Source organism: Catellatospora coxensis, from assembly GCF_016862635.1.
Taxonomy (GTDB): domain Bacteria; phylum Actinomycetota; class Actinomycetes; order Mycobacteriales; family Micromonosporaceae; genus Catellatospora; species Catellatospora coxensis.
This window is the reverse complement of record NZ_BONI01000032.1, coordinates 75,720-95,775: the sequence shown is the minus strand read 5'-3', so window position 1 is coordinate 95,775 and position 20,056 is coordinate 75,720. Positions and strand designations below refer to the sequence as shown.

Here is a 20,056-nt window from a genome sequence, read left to right as displayed (position 1 = left end):
CCGCAAGTCTTCAAGAGTTGTCGCAGGAGGTGGGGCGGGTCAGTGGCTGTAGACCTCGAATTCCCAGAGGGAGTAGCCGTAGGTGGTGGCGCGTTGGATGCCCTGCATGCGGATGTAGCGGGCGTTGACGGGGGTGAAGGTGTTGTTGTCGACGGAGCCGTTGCCGGTGGTGGTGGACCAGGCGGTGGTCCAGGTGCTGCCGTCGGTGGAGACGTCGATGCGGTACGAGCGCCCGTACGCCGCCTCCCAGCGCAGGATCGTCCGGCCGACGCTGCGTACGCTGCCCAGGTCGACGGTGATCTGCCGGCTGTCGGCGTAGCTGCTGCTCCAGCGCGTGGTCGGGTTGCCGTCGACGGCGTTGCCGACGGGGTAGAACAGCTGGCTGCCGTTGGCCGAGACCGGGCGGCCCTGGGCCAGGTTGGTGATGTCCTGACCCCGCTTGGCCGGGAACGACACCACCTGCTGGTACGTGGGCCGGTTCTGCCAGGCGGTCAGCGGCGCGGTGATGCCGCCGAGCGCCGACTGCAGGATCGCGTCGGCGCACCACTGGTCCCCGGCCGCGCAGTGCTCGTCACCGGGGTAGACCGCGCTCGCGGCCTGCCCGTTCGCGGTGCCGAGCGTCGACAGCAGCACGGTGCGGCAGGCGCTGAGCACCCCGTTGCCGCAGTACGTGCGGCCGAGCCCGCCCGCGACCGGGTCGCCGAGCACGGTCCGGACGTCCTTCTCGACGTACCCCCACCAGCCGTGCTGGAAGGAGGAGCCCTTGTGGGCCTGGGCCGAGTTGAGCGAGCCGGGCAGGCTGGAGCCGGGACCGTTCTGGCCGCCGGACGGCGACTCGTTGATCGACATGGCGTCGACCAGTGCCTGGTAGAGGCCGTTGCCGAGCGCGCCCTGGAACTGGCCGCTCACCAGCAGCGGCCACCAGGCGTCGAAGATGCGGATCGCGTCGGCGTGGGCGTACACCTTGGAGCCGGGGGTGGTCTCCACGCGCCGGGCGCCGGCCTGCTGCCAGGCCTTGAGCTTGGCGACGGCGGCGGCCAGCGTGGCATCGCTGACGGCCTGGCTCTCGATGACCCGGAGCAGGTCGTCGAGCACCTTCCAGCCGCGCAGGTCGGTGACCCCGGCGTTCTCGACGAGGCTGGTCAGCGAGGCGCGGGTGAACCTGTGCCCGCTCGCCAGCGCCGCCTTGACCGGGGCGTCGAGCAGGTCGCCGCGGTGCACCGAGCCGAAGCTGAAGTCGCCGTCGGCCGCGCCGAAGTCCTTGGCCTGCCGGTTGTTCCAGCTGACGTAGTAGTCCTGGTTCACCGACTGCGGGTGGGTGGCGTTGGCCGCCCAGGTCGCGTTGTTGGTGTCGGGCTGGTAACCCAGCCATTCGTACGCCGCGTCGCCGCGTACCGGAAGGTTGGGGTTGTGCCCCGCGGCGCGCTGCGGGTTGCTGCCGGACATGAAGTAGGCGGTGTCGGTCGAGTTCACGTAGAACCAGTTGAACGAGTAGCCGACGTTGCCCGCCGCGGTCTTGAAGTCGGCGGGGGTGCCCATCGCGGCGGGGTCGTTGAACATCTGGAAGCCGATCGCGGAGTCGGCCTCGTGGCGGTAGGTCGAGCGCAGCCGGGTGAACGCGTGCGGCGCGCCGCCGACGGTGCCGCGCCAGGCGACCAGGCCGAACTTGGTGCGGTACGTGACCAGCTTGTACGACCCGGCGGCGGTGCCGTCGGCGGTCGTCGGCGTCCACGCGTTGGTGTGCGACAGCTCCTCCATCGCGGTGCAGACACCCCGGTACAGGTACTTGTTGCTGCTCAGCGTCGGGGTGCTGCCGTCGGTGGTGCACAGCGGCAGGGAGTACGTGTCGGTGATGTCGTGGGCCGCCGAGGTGGCGCTCCACGCGTAGTCCTGCCCGCGGCCGAGCAGCACATACAGGTTGAGCCCGGCGAACGCCGCGCCGCGCGCGCTGATGCCGGGGCCCTGCAGCTCCTGCACCATGAGCAGCTGCGGGGAGAAGTAGCCGGTCTGCGGCCCGAACACGGCGATCGGGTGGCCGGTCGCCGAATGCGCGGCCGAGATCACCGCGGCGTTGGACATGCCCTTGCTCTTGTTGCCGATCCGGAGGCTGCCCAGGGCCGCGGCGATGTCGGACTGCGCGGTGACGGAGCTGTTCGCCGAGCCGGTGGGGTTGGTGACGACCGGTTCGGCCACGGCCGAACCCGCGTCCGGCAGCACGACTCCGGCGGCGTTGTCGTCGGCCGCGCCGTACGGGAAGCTCGTGCCGTCGTGCACGGTCAGCACGGCCTCGGGGTCGGTGCGGCTGCGGAACGCGTTCCACACCGCGTCGCCCTCGACCGCGCCGTAGCGGGCCCGCGCGGCCACCCGGACCAGCGCGGACTCCATCTCGCCGCCGCCCCCGCCGCCGAACAGGCCGCCGACCACGCCCGCGATGGCGATCAGGTCGGTCATCGTGAACTGCACCGGGCCGCCCGCGTTCGTGATCGCGTCGAGGTGGCCGGTGAGCACGTACTCGCCGGGGCAGTTGCGGTCGGCCATGCACTTGGCGATGTACGCGTTCACGCCCGCGATGTAGTTCTGCACGTCGGTGTAGAGCTGCGCGCCCCGGGCGCCGAGGTTCTGCAGGGCGTTGACCTGCGCTTGGAGGTCGGCCTCGGTGTACGGGGCGTTGCGCCACACGCTCTGCTCCAGCGAGCGGTTGCCCGCCGCGCCGCCCGCGAACGGGGTGAGCGTGCCGCGGCCGACGTGGCGCAGCAGGTCCATGGTGAACAGCCGGTCCTCGGCCCCGGCGTAACCGGCCCCGAACATGGTCCCGGCCCGGGTGGTGCCGGTGACGTGCGGCGTGCCGGTGGCCTTGTCGCGCACCACGGTCACGTCGGAGCGGGGGGAGTAGCTGCGCTCGACCTGCCCGGCGGGCACGCCGAAGGAGGCGTCGTTGAAGTACGACGGGATCTGCTCGTCGGTGAGCCCGGCGTAGTTGTAGACGAGGTTGGCGTACCGGTCGAGCTGGTCGGCCGAGTGCGCGGGCCGGGTGCCGAACGCCTGGTGGCCGAGGATGTCGACGAGGGTGGCGTTGCCGTTCTGGCCGGGCGGCAGGATGTCGGAGCACTCCGCGAGGCAGTAGTCGTTCGGGGCGAGCACGGCCGCGGCGGCGGGCGCCGCGGCGGGCACGAACGTCGCGAACGCACCGGCCGTGACCAGTGCGAAGGTGGCGGCGAGGGGGCGTTTGACCCGGGCATGGGGGACGGTGGCGCGTCGGGACATGGGGTGGATCCCTTCGGCAGGACGGGGACGGGGCCGCTGATCCGCATCGGACAGCAGGCCCACGCGCAGCCTGACGCGACATGTCCGCCGCCGACGCACTTACGTGAAGCAATTTCGTGTACCGGATGGTAACGAAGTATTCACCACTATGAAAGAGTCGCGCACGATCGTGCGACCGCCCGGCGCGGCCGGATGATCGTTCGACTTGCCAGGCAGGTGGGCGAAAGCGCGCCCAAGACACGCACAGGTGCCCGGCAAGTCGAGCGATCTTGACGGGCGGCCCGGCGGTCGGGGTGGGGTCAGGAGAGGGCGGGCTGGTCGGCCGGGGTGGTCTGGCGGGGCACGCGCGGTGCGGCCGCGGGACGGTGGTCGACCTGCTCGCCGAGCAGCACCCGGCGCACCACGCGCTCGGCGGCCCGGCCGTCCTCCAGGGCGCAGAAGCGCTCCCGGAACGCCGCCCGCCGCCGCCGCGCGTCCTCGCCGTCGACCGCGTCGGAGGCGAACAGGTCGAACAGCTGCTCCTGGGTCGTGGCGAAGACGCCCGGGTGCTCCTCGGCGATGTCGAAGTACGCGCCGCGCGAGCGCTTGTAGTACGACCAGTCCGACGCGTAGACGGCGATCGGCCGGTCCAGCACCGCGAAGTCGAACATGGTCGACGAGTAGTCCGTGATCAGCACGTCGGCGGCCAGGTACAGGTCCTCGACCCGGGGGTGGCTGGTCACGTCGATGACCCGGGCCGCCCCGGCCGCGGCCGAGGGCCGGTCCTCGTAGAAGTAGTGCGAGCGGGTCAGCACCACGGCGTCCGGGCCCAGCGACTCGGCCAGCGCGGCGACGTCGAGGTAGACCGAGGCCTTGCCGGCGTTGCCGCCGCGGTGCGTAGGCGCGTAGAGCACGGCCCGCTGGCCGGGGGCGATGCCCAGCTCGGCCCGCACCCGCTCGCCGTGCTCCGGCTTCGCGTTCACCAGGATGTCGTTGCGCGGGTAGCCGTACTCCAGCGACTCGTAGCGTCCCGGGAAGGCGGTGTTCCAGGCCTGCGTGGAGAAGGGGTTGGCCGCGATGCTGTAGTCCCACTTGGCCACGACCTTGCGCAGCTCGGCGCTGCCCGTGCCGTCGCGCCCGGCGAAGGTGAGCCCGTCCAGGCCCATGAGCTTGAGCGGGGTGCCGTGATGGGTCAGCACGACCACCGAGCCCGGCCGCTTGACGACGTACTCGGGGAAGTTCGCGTTGCTGATGAAGTACTTGGCGCGGGCCATCGCCCGGAAGTACGCCGGGGACTCCTCGACCACGTAGTCGACGCCGGCCGGGATGTTCCGCACCCGGTCGGCCTTGACGACCCATACGCCGCGGATGTGCGGGGCGAGCTCGCGGGCCTTCTCGTAGATCGCGGCCGGGTTGCAGCTGTAGGCCGCGTTCCAGTACGCGGAGTACACGGCGAGCTGCTCGTCCAGCGGCAGGCGCAGCTGCGCGCGGTAGAGCGCGTACTTGAGGGCGCGGCTCGGCTGGCGGGTCACGCGGCGGGCCTTGGCGCTGATCGACCGCATCCGGCGCAGCATCGGCACAGGCTCCCCCTCGTGTGCGTTCACCTGGGGCGATGGGCCTTCGGGCCGCCCGCTCCGGGACGCGCGGGCCAGAGGCGGCCCGCGGCCATGGTGGGCCAGAAGATAACAGGGCGGGACGGGTCAAGTAAACAGCCACTGAACGGCCCGTGACCTGTGCGCGTGTGGTCCGGGGGAGCGCCGCGATGTGACCGGCGGGTAGCGACTGGCTGAGCGATCGTTCAGGCAATCGGGCTACGCTGTGCTCGAAATCCTGTGATCCAGGTAGCAGACCCCGGGAGGAAACGTGGACGCGAACGAGATCGCCGCCGGTCGCGAGCGCTGGCAGCAGCGGTACGACAAGGCGCACAAGCGCCACGCGGACTTCACCACGCTCAGCGGGGTCGAGGTCGAGCCGCTGTACGGCCCCGCCGAGGGCGTCGACTACCCGGGCTTCGAGCGTATCGGCTGGCCCGGCGAGTTCCCGTTCACCCGCGGCCTGTACCCGACCGGCTACCGGGGCCGCACCTGGACCATCCGCCAGTTCGCCGGCTTCGGCAACGCGGTGCAGACCAACGAGCGCTACAAGCTGATCCTCGGCGCGGGCGGCGGCGGCCTGTCGGTCGCCTTCGACATGCCGACCCTGATGGGCCGCGACTCCGACGACGGCCGCTCGCTGGGCGAGGTCGGCCACTGCGGCGTGGCCATCGACTCGGCCGCCGACATGGACGTGCTGTTCGGCGGCATCGACCTGCAGAAGGTCACCACCTCGATGACCATCTCGGGCCCGGCCGTGCCGGTGTTCTGCATGTACCTGGTCGCCGCCGAGCGCCAGGGCGCCGACCTGAGCAAGCTCGACGGCACCCTGCAGACCGACATCTTCAAGGAGTACATCGCGCAGAAGGAGTGGCTGTTCGACCCCGAGCCGCACCTGCGCCTCATCGGCGACCTGATGGAGTACTGCGCGCACGAGATCCCGAAGTACAAGCCGCTGTCGGTGTCGGGCTACCACATCCGCGAGGCGGGCGCGACGGCCGCGCAGGAGCTGGCGTACACCCTGGCCGACGGCTTCGGCTACGTCGAGCTGGGCCTGTCCCGCGGCCTGGACGTCAACGTCTTCGCCCCCGGCCTGAGCTTCTTCTTCGACGCGCACGTCGACTTCTTCGAGGAGATCGCGAAGTTCCGCGCCGCCCGCCGCATCTGGGCCCGCTGGATGCGTGACGTGTACGGCGCGACGAGCGAGAAGGCGCAGTGGCTGCGCTTCCACACGCAGACCGCCGGCGTCTCGCTGACCGCCCAGCAGCCCGTCAACAACGTGGTCCGCACCGCCGTCGAAGCCCTGTCGGCCGTGCTCGGCGGCACCAACTCCCTGCACACCAACGCCCTGGACGAGACCCTCGCCCTGCCCACCGACGAGTCCGCCGAGATCGCCCTGCGGACCCAGCAGGTCCTCATGGAGGAGACCGGCATCGTCAACGTCGCCGACCCGCTCGGTGGCTCCTGGTACGTCGAGGCCCTCACCGACAAGATCGAGGCCGAGGCCGAGGCCATCTTCCAGCGCATCAAGGACCGCGGCACCGACGGCACCATCACCAGCGGCATCCTCAGGGGCATCGAGGACGGCTGGTTCACCTCCGAGATCGCCGACTCCGCCTACATCTACCAGCGCGCCCTCGAGGAGGGCCACAAGCGCATCGTCGGCGTCAACTGCCACACCGGCACCATCGCCAAGGACCTCGAGATCATGCGCGTCTCCCACGAGGTGGAACGCGAGCAGGTCAAACTCCTCCAGGCCCGCCGCACCGACCGCGACCAGGCCACCGTCGACGCAGCCCTCAAAAAGATGATCGACGTCTCCCGCACAAGCGCCAACATGGTCCCCGCCATGCTCGACGCCTGCCGCGCCGAAGCCACCCTCGGCGAAATCTGCGACGCCTTGCGCGCCGAATGGGGCGTCTACCGCGAGCCCGCCCGCTTCTGACCCCATCGCGGCGACGATCTTGCGTGAACTGTGGGTACGACACGGGCGTACCGGGCAAAAAGGCAACAGTTCACGCAAGATCGTCGTGATCTATGGGTGGGGCGGGACCTTTGCGGGGGGATTGTTACGGGCGTGGGAGACTGGGTAACCATGAGCGATCTCCGACCCGGACAGTCGATCTTCACGCGTGGCGCGGTGGATCTCGGCGCGCTGGCTGCGCGCAGTCAGCAGGCCGCAGCGACCCCGGCCGCGCCCGCGGCGAGCCAGGCCGGTCCTGGTGACGGCGGTAACGGCGGCGGCGGCTTTCCCGGGGCGCCCGCGGGGGGCGGTCACGTGGTGGACGTGACCGAGGCCAACGTGCAGGACGAGGTGCTGCAGCGGTCGATGGCCACACCCGTGGTGGTGGCGTTCCTGGCCCCGGGATATCCCGAGGTGGAGCAGCTGGCCGACGCGCTGGCGCAGTTCAACGCGGCCGACGGCGGCAGCTGGGTGCTCGCGCGGGTGAACGCGCAGGCCGATCCGCGGCTGGCGGCCATGTTCCGGGTGCAGAGCGTGCCGACGGTGTACGCCGTCGTGGGCGGGCAGCCGATCGACGCGTTCGCCGGTCCGGTGCCGCCCGCGCAGCTGCGGCAGTGGCTGGACGCGGTGCTGCGGGCGGGCGGGGTCGAGGTGGCCGTGCCCGACGACCCGCGCCTGGAGGCGGCCGACGACGCCCTGATGATGGGTGACCTCGACGAGGCCGAGAAGGCGTACCGCAAGATCTTGTCGGACTCGCCGAAGGACGCCGCGGCCGAGGCCGGGCTGGCCCAGGTCGTGCTGGCCAAGCGGGTCGCCGGGGTGGACCCGCAGGCAGCCGTGGCCGCCGCCGACGCCGCGCCCGACGATCTGGCCGCGCAGCTGAAAGCGGCCGATGTCGAGGTGCTGGGCGGTCAGGCAGAGCAGGCGTATCAGCGGCTGGTCAATCTGGTGCGCCGCGTCTACGGTGACGATCGGGAGACGGTGCGCCAGCACCTCGTGTCGCTGTTCGCCGTCGCCGGCCCGGACGACCCCGCGGTGGCGGCCGCGCGGCGTGCCCTGGCCAGCGCTTTGTTCTAGAACCGCTAGTGGCCCGTCCCGGACGGCCCCCCGCACGGTGGGCCGCCGGGAACTTCCCCACCAGCGTGCATGAGGCCAGGGGGGAGAGGTATGCGCCGCATCGCGGTTCTCGACGCGCCGTCGAACCTGGGCCTGCGCCCGCCGACCGAGACCTCCGTGCCCGGCTGTGCCAAGGCGCCGGGCGCGCTACGGGACAAGAAGCTGCTGACCCGGCTCGACGCGCGCGACGCCGGCTGCCTCACCCCGCCCCGGTACGACCCCGGCGACTGGCGGCCCGGCGACGGGGTGGCGCACGCGCTGCAGATCCACTCGTACAGCGTGCGGCTCGCGGAGCGGATCGGGGCGATCGTCGACGGCGGGGAGTTCCCGCTGGTGCTCGGCGGGGACTGCTCGATCCTGCTCGGCTCGGCGCTGGCCATGCGGCGGCTCGGCGAGGAGGTCGGCGGCCGGATCGGGCTGGTCTTCGTGGACGGGCACTCCGACTTCCGGCACCCCGGCAACGCGCCGTACGTCGGCGCGGCCGCGGGCGAGGACCTCGCCCTGGTCACCGGCCGGGGCCAGACCGAGCTGGCCGGGATCGAGGGCCGCCGGCCGTACTTCCGCGACACGGACGTGGTCGTGCTCGGCATCCGCGAGCACGACGAGTACCGCCTGGACCTGCAGGCGGCCGGGTTCGCCACCCGCCCGTCGACCGCGCTGCGCGCCGAGGGCGCCCGCCGTACGGCGCAGTGGGCCCGCGAGCGGCTGGCCGACTGCGCCGGCTACTGGCTGCACATCGACGTGGACGTGCTCGACCCCGCGGTCATGCCCGCCGTCGACGCCCCCGAACCCGGCGGCATCGCCCTCACCGAGCTGGAGTTGCTGCTGACCGGCCTGGTCAACACCCCCGACTGCCTCGGCATGGAGCTGACCGTCTTCGACCCCGACCACGACCCCGACGGCCGCCACGCCGCCGAACTCGTCTCCACCCTGGTCACCGGCCTGGCCCCGCTCCTCCCGCCCAAACGCCCCACCCGCACCCCCCGCGTCCCCACCCCCCGCACCCCCCGCACCTCAACCCCCACCCCCACCGAAAAACGCCCCGCCGCCTGACGTTTCCGCGTTGATCATGAACTTATGGCACGGCTCGACGGCGTGTCCTGGCCATAACTTCATGATCACTGCGGGAGTGGTGTGCCGACGGGACCGTGGTGTGGGCTACGCCGGGTGGAGGCGCGCGCGGTGGGGGCGGCCTCGGCGGATACTGTGGCGCGCATGCCCGCTGTGCTCTCCACCGCGACGACCGTCGTCGCCCTGCTGCTCGCCGCCGTCGCGCTGCTGGCAGCCGCGCTCAACCGCGCCCCGGACCGCGTGCAGCTGATCGGCACCGTCGTGGTCAGCATCGCCGCGGTGCTGCTGGTCGGTGCGGCGGTGGCGAGCTGGATCGGTGGTCACTCGCCGCGGGAGACCACGACCTTCCTCGGGTACGCCCTGACGATGCTCCTGCTGCCCGCGGGCGCCTGGATCGTCGGCAGGATGGAGCCCACCCGCTTCGGCAGCGTGATCATCGGCGTGGCCGCGCTCATCGTGCCCGTGCTGGTGCTGCGCATCGGCCAGGTGTTCGGTGCCTAGGCCCGTCAACACCGGCCTGGGCCGCGTCCTCGTCTTCGTGTACGGCCTGTTCGCCGTCGCCGCGACCTGCCGCGCGGGCGTGCAGATCATCATGAAGTTCGGCGAGGCCCCGGTCTCGTACCTGCTCAGCGCGCTGGCCGCGGTGCTCTACATCGTCGCCACGGTCGGCCTGGTGCGCGGCGACGCGGGCGGCCGCCGCCTGGCGCAGGCCTGCTTCACCGTCGAGCTGATCGGCGTGCTCGCCGTCGGCACGCTCAGCGTGCTCCAGCCGCAGGACTTCCCCGACGCCACCGTGTGGTCCGGCTTCGGCGAGGGGTACGGCTACCTGCCGCTCGTGCTGCCCGTGCTCGGCCTGATCTGGCTGCGCCGGCCGTCGCCCGCGCCCGTCGCGGTCCCGGAGCGGCCCGCCGCCCCGGAGCAGCCCGCCGCCCGCTGAACCGGCCCGCCCGTGCTGGTCGCCTGACGCCGACCGCTGCCGCCGGGTCACGCCGGACCGCTTGACGCGGTTCGGTGGACCCGGCGCGGCGAGCGGGCCGATCGGGTCAGCCTTTGGCGAGGTGGTAACGGGTGTAGTCGCGCAGCTTCAGGAAGGACCGCCCGGCCTTGCCGTGGTAGTACCACGGGTCGCGAGTGACGAGGTCGTCCCCGATCAGGGCGAAGCACCGCTCGGCCTCGGCGTGGTGATCGCCCAGGCAGAACGCCATGGCGAACGCGTTCCACACGTGCGGGGTGTACGGGGTGCGGCGGTAGGCGGGGTGCCAGATCGAGTTCTCGGCGGCGGCCACCAGTTCGTCGCGGACCTCGCGCTGCTCCAGGTACTCGTCCTCCCTCTTCCGGGAGAGCCACTCCTCGATGTGCGCCTCCGCGATCAGGCCGCCCAGGTTCGTGCCGGGGTGGGCGGCGGCCCGCTCGCGGGCGAACCGGAACATCATCTCGGAGCTGCCGTACCACTTGCCGCACACCGCCTGCAGCATCCTCCCGTGGGCGCGCTCGTCGGCCGGCTCGACCGCGATCACCGCGTCGAAACACCGCTGGATCTCGGCCAGGCCTTTGGAGCGGGCCTTGGCGAGGGTGATCAGGCCGGCCAGGGCTCTGACGTTGCGCGGATCCCGGCTGAGGACCTCGTCCAGGCAGTTCTCGGAGACCACGAGCCGCTGCCGGAACAGCTTCCAGCCCTCCTCCGTGACGGTGGAAGCGGTGCCGCTGCCCCGGGCGTCCCAGGCCCAGTTGATCGCCCCGAGGCCCTTGACGAGCAGCGGCAGGGTCGGGTCGGGGTCGGCGCTGACGGCGTCGTCGATCCACTCCATCAGCCCGGACTTCGACGAGGCGATGCCGACGTAGTACCCCTGCAGCGCCGGATCGGGATTCATGATGATGCTGCGGGCGGCCGGCCAGTCACGGTTGCCCAGGTGCATGCTCAGTCGCCGGGCATCAGGATCACCGAGGAACGGGTCGATCGTGATCTCCGGCGGGGGCTCCTCGGGCGCCACCCTGCTCTTCTTGCGAAACGGCCACATGCCCCGCGACCCTAACCGCGACCCGCGTATCCCGCTGACCCCCGAAGATCCCGACGATCTTGCACGAACGGTTGGTGTTTCGCCCGGTACGAGTGTGTCGTACCCACCGTTCGCGCAAGATCGTCGCGATCTTGGTCAGCGGAGGTTGCGGAGGAAGGATTCGGTGACGGGGACGGCGGTTTCGCTGGGTTTGATGCCGTTCTCGATGAAGACGGCGAAGGCTATGTCGCCCTGCCAGCCGATGAACCAGGCGTGGGTGTGCGCGGGGTTGTTGTCGTACTCGGCGGTGCCGGTCTTGCCGTAGACGGCGCCGCCGGGGGTGTCCTTGAGGGCGGTGGCGGTGCCTGCCGTGATCACCTCGCGCATCATGGCGCGGAGCGGGTCGAGGGTGGTGGGCTTGAGGGCGGGGCCGTCGGGGGCGGGTTTGGCGGCGGCCGGGTCGAGCAGCAGGACGGGCTGCTTCCACTGGCCGCGGGCGATGGCGGCGGCGGCGCCGGCCATGGCGACGGGGCTGACGATGGTCTGGCCCTGGCCGAAGGTGGCGGCGGCCAGCTCGGTGGCGTTGCCGCCGGCGGAGACGCGACCGGTGAACGCGGGCACGCCCAGGTCCCAGGTCTGGCCGAGGCCGAGCGCGGTGCCGGCGTTGAGCAGGCCGTCGGGGCCGAGCTGCGGGGCCAGCGAGGCGAACGCGGTGTTGCAGGACTTGGCGAAGTCGGTGTGGAACGCGACGTTGCCCAGCTCCAGGAAGTTCGAGTTCTTGAACTGGCGGCCCTCGACGGTGAAGAACTTCGGGCACGGCACGATCTGGTTCGCGGTCACCTTGCCCGCGTCGAGCAGGCCGTACGCGGACACGGCCTTGAAGGTCGAGCCCGGCGGCACCTGCGCGGTGAGGGCGAGGTTGTCCGGGCCGCTGTTGGCCACCGCGACGAGCTGCCCGTCGCTGATCCGGATCGCCACCATCGCGCTGCGCTGCTTGACCGTGGCGAGCGCCTTCTCCGCCGCGATCTGGGTCTTCGTGTCGATGGCGAGCTGGAGCTTCTGGCCGTCCTTCTTCTCCACCTGGTAGAGCGGGGTGTCCTGGACGGTGCCGTCGGAGGCCTTGCGGCTGGAGACCACGCTCAGGCCCGCGACGCCGCGCAGCCGGTCGTCGTAGGTGCGCTGGATGCCGCCGAGGCCGGCCTGGTCGCCCACCTGGTAGGCGCCGGGCTTGCTGTCCATGATCTCCTTGGTCACCGGCCCGACCGTGCCGAGCAGCGCCCGCGCGAAGGTGCGGGTCGGCGAGAGCAGCCGGTCCTCCTCGCGGAACGCGACACCCTTGTCCATGAGCGCCCGCAGGCGGTCGCGGATCGGCTCGTAGACCTCCCGGCGCAGTGTCACGATCTCGACCAGGGCGTCGGGCTTGGCGTCCTTCACCCGGGCGGGCAGTTTGGCCAGGTCATCTGCGCTGACGTCGTACGCCCCCGCGGTGAAGATCGGGGTCAGGTCCTTGACCAGCGCGTCGATGTCGGTGATCTTCTGCGGCTCGACGCCGATGACGACGACCGGCCGCGGCTTGACGATCTCTTCACCCTTGCCGTCGAAGACCCCGGCCCGGGCCGGGGCGAGCCGGCGCACGGCCAGCTCGTCACCCTTGGTCAGCTTCTCGTGCACGATCGCCGGCTCCCAGACGACCTGCCAGGTGTCCTTGGCCTTGGTCATCCGGACCGTGGTGGTGTACTCCCAGGTGGTCTTGTCCGGCAGCGGCTGGGCGACCTTGATCTGGGTGGTCGCCAGGCCCTGGTTCACCGCGGGGGCCTGCTTGGTCAGCGTCGGGGGAGTGTCGCGGAAGACGCCCTCCAGGGCCCGCAACTCGGTCTTGACCGTGTCGGCGGCGACGCCCTGGCCGGTCGGGCTGACGAAGGTGACCTTGTCGAAGGTCCCCGAGCGCCAGCCGGCGAGGAACGCGTCGAGCATGGGCTCGGGGCCGTCGTCCTTCGAGCAGGCGGCAAGTGCGGGGAACAGCAGCGACATCGCCACCAGGGAGAGCACAATCTTGGGACGGCGTACCTTCGAGCGCAGGGCCATGCGGGCATTCTGCCGTAAGGACCCGGGTCGTGTGTCACCACCGCTGTCCGGGACCGGACTCGTGGACGCGGATGTCGGCGGCCCCCGAACGCGTGCCTGGCCGGGGGTGCTGACTAGGCTGGGGTTGACGACGGGACGGCCCCTGCAACGGCCCGTCCCACCAACGACCCACAGCGTGGTGGGCGAAGGGGAGTGCTTTTCATGGAGTCTGGCGGCCGAATCGGCGGCGGCAGCGCTTCTGCCGAGGTCGAAGCCGGTGCGAGCGGTGACACCATCCGGAACGAGGGGATGCCGCAGGCGCATCCGGACGACCTGGATGACGGCGACCTCGACGAGCCCCTGCCCAACGGCGAGCGCCTGATCGCGGCCGCGGTCGCGCTGGCCGCCGGGGGCAGCCCGGACACTCCGAGCCTGGCCGACGACCGGCTGGCCGAGGCCCAGCTGGTCCAGCGGTACTGGCGCTTCGCCCCCGACGAGGAACTCGTCGACCTGACTCCCGCCCGCCTGCTCGAAGCCGCCCGGGCCCACCGCGAGCTGGCCGCCGCACGCATGCCGGGCGAGTTGAAGCTGCGCCTGTCCCTGTCGGGTGAACCTCGCCACACCGTCGTGGAGATCGTCACCGACGACATGCCGTTCCTGGTCGACTCGGTCACCGCGGCGCTGTCCGCGCGCAAGGACGTGCAGCTGCTGGTGCATCCGGTGATGGTGGTGCGCCGCGACGAGCAGGGCGACCTGACCGAGGTCTGCGCCGACGTCGAGCCGGACGACGCCATCGCCGGCGACCTGGTCGAGAGCTGGATGCGGATCGAGGTCGGCGCCATCCGCGACGAGGCGGAGCTGGCGCACCTGCGGGCCGACCTGGAGCGGGTGCTGGGCGACGTCCGCCGGGCGGTCGAGGACTGGCCGCGGATGCGGGCCCAGGCGCTGGCGCTGGCCGACGAGATCTCCGGGGCCGAGCTGCCGGTGCCCGACCGCGACATCACCGACTCGGTGGAGCTGCTGCGCTGGCTCGCCGACCACCACTTCACCTTCCTCGGCTACCGCGAGTACGAGCTGGTCCACGTGGCCGGCGCGGCCGGCAACGAGACGGACCTGATGCGCGCCGTGCCCGGCACGGGCCTGGGCATCCTGCGCGACGAGACGTCCTCCACGGCCCGCACGCTCGAGTCGATGACGCCGGAGGCGCAGCGCAAGGCGCTGGAGAAGCGCCTGCTGGTGATCACCAAGGCCAACTCGCGGTCCACCGTGCACCGCTCGGCCTACCTGGACTACATCGGCTTCAAGATGTTCGACGCGGACGGCAACGTGTGCGGCGAGCGCCGCTTCCTCGGCCTGTTCTCGTCGGCGGCGTACCGCACCAGCGTGCGCGACCTGCCGGTGATCCGCCGCAAGGTGGACAACGTGCTGGACCGCTCCGGCCTGTCCGCCCGCAGCCACTCCGGCAAGGACCTGCTGGAGATCCTGGAGACGTACCCGCGCGACGAGCTGTTCCAGATCAGCACCGACGACCTGTACCAGGCCGTGACCGGGGTGCTGCGCATGGCCGGGCGCCGCCAGCTGCGGCTGTTCCTGCGCCGCGACGGCTACGGCCGGTTCATCTCGTGCCTGATCTACCTGCCCCGCGACCGGTTCACCACCGCGCACCGGCTGGCCATGCAGGACATCCTGCTGCGCGAGCTGAACGGCGTCGGCGTCGACTACACGACCCGGGTCAGTGAGTCCAACCTGGCCCGCATCCACTTCATCGTGCGCACCGACCCGAACGACCCGCCCGGCGACGTGGACGTCGACGCGCTCGCCGAGATGCTCGGCGACGCCACCCGCAACTGGGACGACGACTTCCGCCTCGTGCTGGAGCGCAAGGTCGGCGACGAGCAGGCCAAGCTGCTGGCCGCACGGTACGTCGACGCGCTGCCGGAGACGTACAAGGACGGGCACCTGCCCTACGAGGGCGCGCAGGACCTGGCCAAGCTGGAACTGCTGGACGAGCCCGGCCAGCTGGAGATGCACCTGTTCCGGCGGCGCTACACGGCCGGCTCGGGCAGCATGGTCGAGGCCACCACGCCCGGCAACGACGTGCGGTTCAAGGTCTACCGGCACGGCGAGCCGATGCTGCTGTCGGCCGTGCTGCCGGTGCTGCACTCGCTGGGCGTGCGGGTCACCGACGAGCGGCCGTACGAGGTGCGCCGCGACGACGCGACCGTGTTCGTGTACGACTTCGGCCTGCAGCTGCCCTCCGGGGCGCGCGATCTGGCCGAGGTGCGCGCGCACGTCGAGAACGCCTTCGCCGCCGCGTGGCGGGGCGAGGCCGAGGTCGACGGCTTCAACGAGCTGGTGCTGCGCGCGGGCCTGACCTGGCGGCAGGCCGTGGTGCTGCGGGCGTACGCCAAGTACCTGCGCCAGGCCGGCACGGTCTTCGCGCAGGAGTCGATGGAGGCGACCTTCACGGCGTACCCGCAGATCGCGGCGATGCTGGTGGCGCTGTTCGAGACCCGGTTCAACCCGAACCTGCAGCTGAGCGACACCGAGCGCGGCAGCCAGGCCAAGGAGCTGATCTCGGCGATCGGCCGCCAGCTGGAGTCGGTGGCGAGCCTGGATCAGGACCGCATCCTGCGCAACTTCCTCACGCTGATGCAGGCCACCCTGCGCACCTCCTTCTTCCAGAAGGCGGCCGACGGGCGGCCCAAGTCCTACATCGCGTTCAAGCTCGACCCGCAGGCGATCCCGGACCTGCCCGCGCCGCGGCCCAAGTTCGAGATCTTCGTGTACTCGCCCCGCTTCGAGGGCGTGCACCTGCGCTTCGGCGCGGTGGCCCGGGGCGGCCTGCGCTGGTCGGACCGCCGCGACGACTTCCGCACCGAGGTGCTGGGCCTGGTCAAGGCGCAGATGGTCAAGAACGCGGTGATCGTGCCGGTCGGGGCCAAGGGCGGCTTCGTGCTCAAGCAGGCCCCCGTCGGCGGTGACCGCGACGCCCTGCAGGCCGAGGGCGTGGCCTGTTACAAGCGCTTCATCTCGGCGCTGCTCGACATCACCGACAACCTCGACGCCGGCAAGATCGTGCCGCCGGCCGACGTGGTGCGCCACGACGGCGACGACCCCTACCTGGTCGTGGCCGCGGACAAGGGCACCGCGACGTTCTCCGACATCGCCAACGAGATCTCCGCCTCGTACGGGTTCTGGCTCGGCGACGCGTTCGCCTCGGGCGGCTCGGCCGGCTACGACCACAAGGGCATGGGCATCACCGCCCGGGGCGCGTGGGAGTCGGTCAAGCGGCACTTCCGCGACCTGGGACAGGACACCCAGACCGAGGACTTCACCGTGGTCGGCGTGGGCGACATGTCCGGCGACGTGTTCGGCAACGGCATGCTGCTGTCCGAGCACATCCGCCTGGTCGCCGCGTTCGACCACCGGCACATCTTCCTCGACCCGAACCCGGACGCGGCCGCCTCGTTCGCCGAGCGGGCCCGTTTGTTCGCGCTGCCGCGCAGCTCTTGGGCCGACTACGACCCGGCGCTGATCTCCGAGGGCGGCGGGGTGCACCCGCGCACCGCCAAGTCCATCGCGATCACGCCGCAGGTGCGGGCCGCGCTCGGGCTGGCCGACACGGTCACCGCGATGAGCCCCGCCGAGCTGATGAAGGCGATCCTGCTGGCCCCGGTGGACCTGCTCTGGAACGGCGGCATCGGCACCTACGTCAAGGCCACCACCGAGTCGCACGCCGAGGTCGGTGACAAGGCCAACGACGCGATCCGGGTCAACGGCGGGCACTTGCGCTGCCGGGTCGTCGGCGAGGGCGGCAACCTGGGCCTGACCCAGGCCGGGCGCATCGAGTACGCCCGCAGGGGCGCGCAGGGCGCGGGCGGCCGGATCTTCACCGACTTCATCGACAACACGGCCGGCGTGGACTGCTCCGACCACGAGGTCAACATCAAGATCCTGCTGGGCGCGGACACCGAGCTGAGCCGCGACGCCCGCAACGAGCTGCTGGCCTCCATGACCGACGAGGTCGCCGCGCTGGTGCTGAGGGACAACTACGGCCAGGCCACGGCACTGGGCAACGCCCGTGCGCAGACCCTGTCGCTGCTGCCCGTGCACCGCCGCCTCATCACCGAGCTGGAGCGCTCCGGCCGGCTGGACCGGGCACTGGAGGGCCTGCCCACCGACGAGGAGCTGGTGGCCCGCTCGGAGAACGGCGAGGGCCTGTCCACGCCCGAGTTCGCCGTGCTCATGGCGTACGTGAAGATCGCGCTGGAGGAGGAGATCGTGCACTCCGATCTCCCCGACGACGCGTGGACCGCGCAGACCATGGCCGACTACTTCCCGACGCCGCTGCACGGCATGACCCAGCAGATGGCCGAGCACCGGCTGCGCCGCGAGATCGTCACCACGGTCCTGGTCAACGAGACCGTCAACCGGGGCGGCATCACGTTCGTGCACCGTACGGTCGAGGAGACCGGCGCGTCCGCCGCGGACGTGCTGCGCGCCTTCGAGATCGTCTGGGAGGTCTTCGAACTGCCCGCGCTGTGGGCGGCCGTCGAAGCCACCGACAACCGCGTCCCGACCGCCGCGCAGACCGCCGTCTACCTCAAGGCCCGCCGCCTCATGGACCGCGCGGTCCGCTGGCTCATCCAGAACCGGCGCGCGCCGCTCGACGTGCCCGGCGAGATCGCCAAACTCAAGCCCGGCGTCTCCGCCCTGGCCCCGCGCATGAAGGAGATGTTCCTCGGCGCGGAGCGGGAAGGCATCGCCGAGCACGAGGCCGAACTCGTCGCCCTGGGCGCCCCGCAGGAGCTGGCCGAATGGGGCGCCCGCACCCTGTACAGCTTCGCCCTGCTCGACGTCGTGGAGGTCGCGTCCGCGACCGGCCGCGACCTCGACGAGGTGGCCGGCGTCTACTTCGTCCTCTCCGAGCGCTTCCGCGTCGACGACCTGCTCACCAAGATCTCCCAGCTCCCCCGGGACGACCGCTGGCAGACCCTGGCCCGCATGGCCCTGCGCTACGACCTCTACGCAGCCCTGGCGGCGCTCACCGGCGAGGTCCTCGCGGCCTCCCCGACCGGCGTCCCCCAGGACCGCGTCACCCAGTGGGAGCAGCGCAACGCCGCGACCATCGCCCAGGCCCGCAAATCCATCAGCGAGCTGGAAGGCATCAAAGCCGACCTCGCCCCGCTGTCGGTCCTGCTCCGCCAGATCCGCACCCTGGTCCGCACCGCCGCGGCCTGACCGCGTCACGACGGTCCCGCGCGACCCGAGCCGCCCGCATCGGCGTGCTCGGTCGTGCGGGACCGCCCTTTTCGTAGACGTTGGCCTATCTCATCGAATCTGGGTCACAGATTTTCGATGAGATAGGCCAACGTTTATGCAATTCGGGGCGCCGCCCGGTGGTGGGCCGCTTGTGGTTCGTGCGGTGGTGTGGCGGGTCGGCGTTGTGCTCGGGGGAGACGGCGGTTACGAGGCGAGGCCCAGGATCTCGGCGGCCGCGCGGCCGTTGGCGTGGCTCGCGCCGTACGTGGTGACGAAGGCCTTCACACCGTTGGGACGCCAGCCGGCGGGCCAGCCCATCTCGACCACGGCCAGCGGGTGCACCGCGGCCAGCTGCTCGGCCAGGGACCGGGCGGCGGGGTTGCGGTGGGTGTGCCGGCCGACGAGCACGATGGGGCGTCCGGCGGCGGCGTCGATGAGCGCGCCGGCGCTGGTCTCGTCGGCGGCCACGGCCAGCTGCGGGGTGCCGTCGAGGTGCGGGGACAGGCCCCACGGCACGGCGCCCTCGGCGATGGTGTGCCCGGCCCGCAGCTGTACGACGAACGGCTGCTCGAACCCGGTCAGGCTGCCCTCGACGCTGACCGCGCGCCGCGCCGCGTCGTAGCCCAGCCGGGGGCTGAGCTCGATCTCCTCGATCCCGTGCGTCCACGCCGCGAGGGCCTGGTTGCGGGCGACGGCCTGCTCGACCCGCGCGACGGGCAGCGTGCCGTCGGCGATCGCGCCGGCGATGGCCGACGCGACGTGCTCGGTGATCTCCAGGTCGATGTCCGCGCCGAGGCAGAGCAGGTCGGCCCCGGCCCGCAGGGCCCGTACCGCGGCCGGGCCGATGCCGCCCGCCGCGCGGGCCGCGCCCTGCATCTCCAGCGCGTCGGTGACCACGCAACCGGTGAAGCCGTACTCCCGGCGCAGCACGTCGACCAGCAGCGTCTCGCTGAACGTGGCCGGGTCGTCGCCGGTGATCGCGGGCACCCGGATGTGCGCCGTCATGATCGCCTTGGTGCCCGCCGCGATGACGGCCGCGAACGGGGGCAGCTCGCGGTCGCGCAGCAGCTGCGGCGTCACGTCGACGGTCGGCAGCTCCAGGTGGGAGTCGGCGATGGTCGCGCCGTGCCCGGGGAAGTGCTTGGCGCAGGCGGCCACGCCGGCCTGCTGGAGACCGACCACGGCCGCGGCGGCGTGCGCGGCGACCCGGACCGGGTCCGCGCCGAACGACCGGGTGCCGATGACCGGGTTGTCGGTGGCGGTGTTGACGTCGACGGTCGGCGCCAGGTTCAGGTTGATGCCGACGTCGGCCAGCTCGCGCCCGATGGAGTGGTAGACGCGGCGGGTCAGGTCGAGGTCGCCGATCGCGCCCAGCGCCGCGTTGCCCGGGTACGGGCTGCCGGTGCGGTGGGCCAGGCGGGTGACGTCGCCGCCCTCCTCGTCGATGGCGATGAGGGTGTCGCGGCGCGCGGCCCGCAGCTGGCCGGTCAGCGTGGCGAGCTGCACCGGCTCGGCCACGTTGAACCCGAACAGCGTGTAGCCGGCCAGGCCCTCGCCGAGCAGGCCGGTGGCCCACTCGGGTGCGGTGTGGCCCTGGAACGCGGCCAGCATGGTGCGCAGTGCCAGCCGGCGCAGACCTGGATCAGTGGTCACGGTGTCCTCCGCTTCGACCCGACGTGGTGGTGGGCCCTTCGGCCAGAGTGTCGGGTCTTGCCATCCATAGTGGTTTTGTGCTCGTAGGCCGT

10 protein-coding genes and 1 pseudogene are annotated in these 20,056 nt (G+C 71.7%); 6 read left to right on the top strand and 5 right to left on the bottom strand.

Annotation, left to right across the window (positions count from 1 at the left end; all coding sequences use genetic code 11):
* Nucleotides 1-39: 39 nt before the first annotated feature.
* Both Cco03nite_RS19840 and Cco03nite_RS19835 read right to left on the bottom strand, forming a co-directional pair.
* A complete protein-coding gene (locus Cco03nite_RS19840) occupies nt 40-3,264 on the bottom strand; it encodes a penicillin acylase family protein (protein ID WP_203693636.1) in 3,225 nt (1,074 codons plus the stop codon).
* Nucleotides 3,265-3,563: 299 nt separating this feature from the next.
* A complete protein-coding gene (locus Cco03nite_RS19835; protein WP_203693635.1) occupies nt 3,564-4,805 on the bottom strand; it encodes a CDP-glycerol glycerophosphotransferase family protein in 1,242 nt (413 codons plus the stop codon).
* Between the two features lie 301 nt (nt 4,806-5,106).
* On the opposite strand from Cco03nite_RS19835, the gene icmA reads away from it, so the two are divergent.
* The 5 genes and pseudogenes from icmA to Cco03nite_RS19810 all read left to right on the top strand — a co-directional run bounded on the left by icmA (nt 5,107) and on the right by Cco03nite_RS19810 (nt 9,922).
* Entirely contained in the window at nt 5,107-6,780 is a 1,674-nt protein-coding gene (gene icmA, locus Cco03nite_RS19830; protein WP_203693634.1) for a coenzyme B12-dependent isobutyryl-CoA mutase large subunit, read from the top strand.
* A 150-nt stretch (nt 6,781-6,930) separates the two neighbouring features.
* Entirely contained in the window at nt 6,931-7,875 is a 945-nt protein-coding gene (locus tag Cco03nite_RS19825; RefSeq protein ID WP_203693633.1) for a tetratricopeptide repeat protein, read from the top strand.
* Nucleotides 7,876-7,965: 90 nt separating this feature from the next.
* Nucleotides 7,966-8,859 (top strand): annotated as a pseudogene (locus Cco03nite_RS19820) (arginase family protein); the annotation flags it as partial.
* A 270-nt stretch (nt 8,860-9,129) separates the two neighbouring features.
* Nucleotides 9,130-9,486 (top strand): hypothetical protein, encoded by a 357-nt coding sequence (locus tag Cco03nite_RS19815; protein WP_203693631.1) that lies wholly within the window; start codon nt 9,130-9,132, stop codon nt 9,484-9,486.
* Nucleotides 9,479-9,922, top strand: a complete 444-nt coding sequence (locus tag Cco03nite_RS19810) for a hypothetical protein (RefSeq protein WP_203693630.1) — start codon at nt 9,479-9,481, stop codon at nt 9,920-9,922. Before Cco03nite_RS19815 ends, Cco03nite_RS19810 begins: the two co-directional genes overlap by 8 nt.
* Nucleotides 9,923-10,028: 106 nt before the next feature.
* Here the strand turns inward: Cco03nite_RS19810 and Cco03nite_RS19805 are convergent, their stop codons facing one another.
* Nucleotides 10,029-11,003: a hypothetical protein gene (locus Cco03nite_RS19805; RefSeq protein WP_203693629.1), complete on the bottom strand. Its 975-nt coding sequence runs from the start codon at nt 11,001-11,003 to the stop codon at nt 10,029-10,031.
* 135 nt (nt 11,004-11,138) lie between these two features.
* Nucleotides 11,139-13,067 (bottom strand): penicillin-binding transpeptidase domain-containing protein, encoded by a 1,929-nt coding sequence (locus Cco03nite_RS19800; protein ID WP_203693628.1) that lies wholly within the window; start codon nt 13,065-13,067, stop codon nt 11,139-11,141.
* 201 nt (nt 13,068-13,268) lie between these two features.
* On the opposite strand from Cco03nite_RS19800, the gene Cco03nite_RS19795 reads away from it, so the two are divergent.
* Complete coding sequence (locus tag Cco03nite_RS19795) at nt 13,269-18,290, top strand: NAD-glutamate dehydrogenase (RefSeq protein ID WP_203693627.1); 5,022 nt, start codon at nt 13,269-13,271, stop codon at nt 18,288-18,290.
* Between the two features lie 225 nt (nt 18,291-18,515).
* Here the strand turns inward: Cco03nite_RS19795 and Cco03nite_RS19790 are convergent, their stop codons facing one another.
* Nucleotides 18,516-19,964: a glycoside hydrolase family 3 protein gene (locus Cco03nite_RS19790; protein ID WP_203693626.1), complete on the bottom strand. Its 1,449-nt coding sequence runs from the start codon at nt 19,962-19,964 to the stop codon at nt 18,516-18,518.
* Between the last annotated feature and the right edge of the window lie 92 nt (nt 19,965-20,056).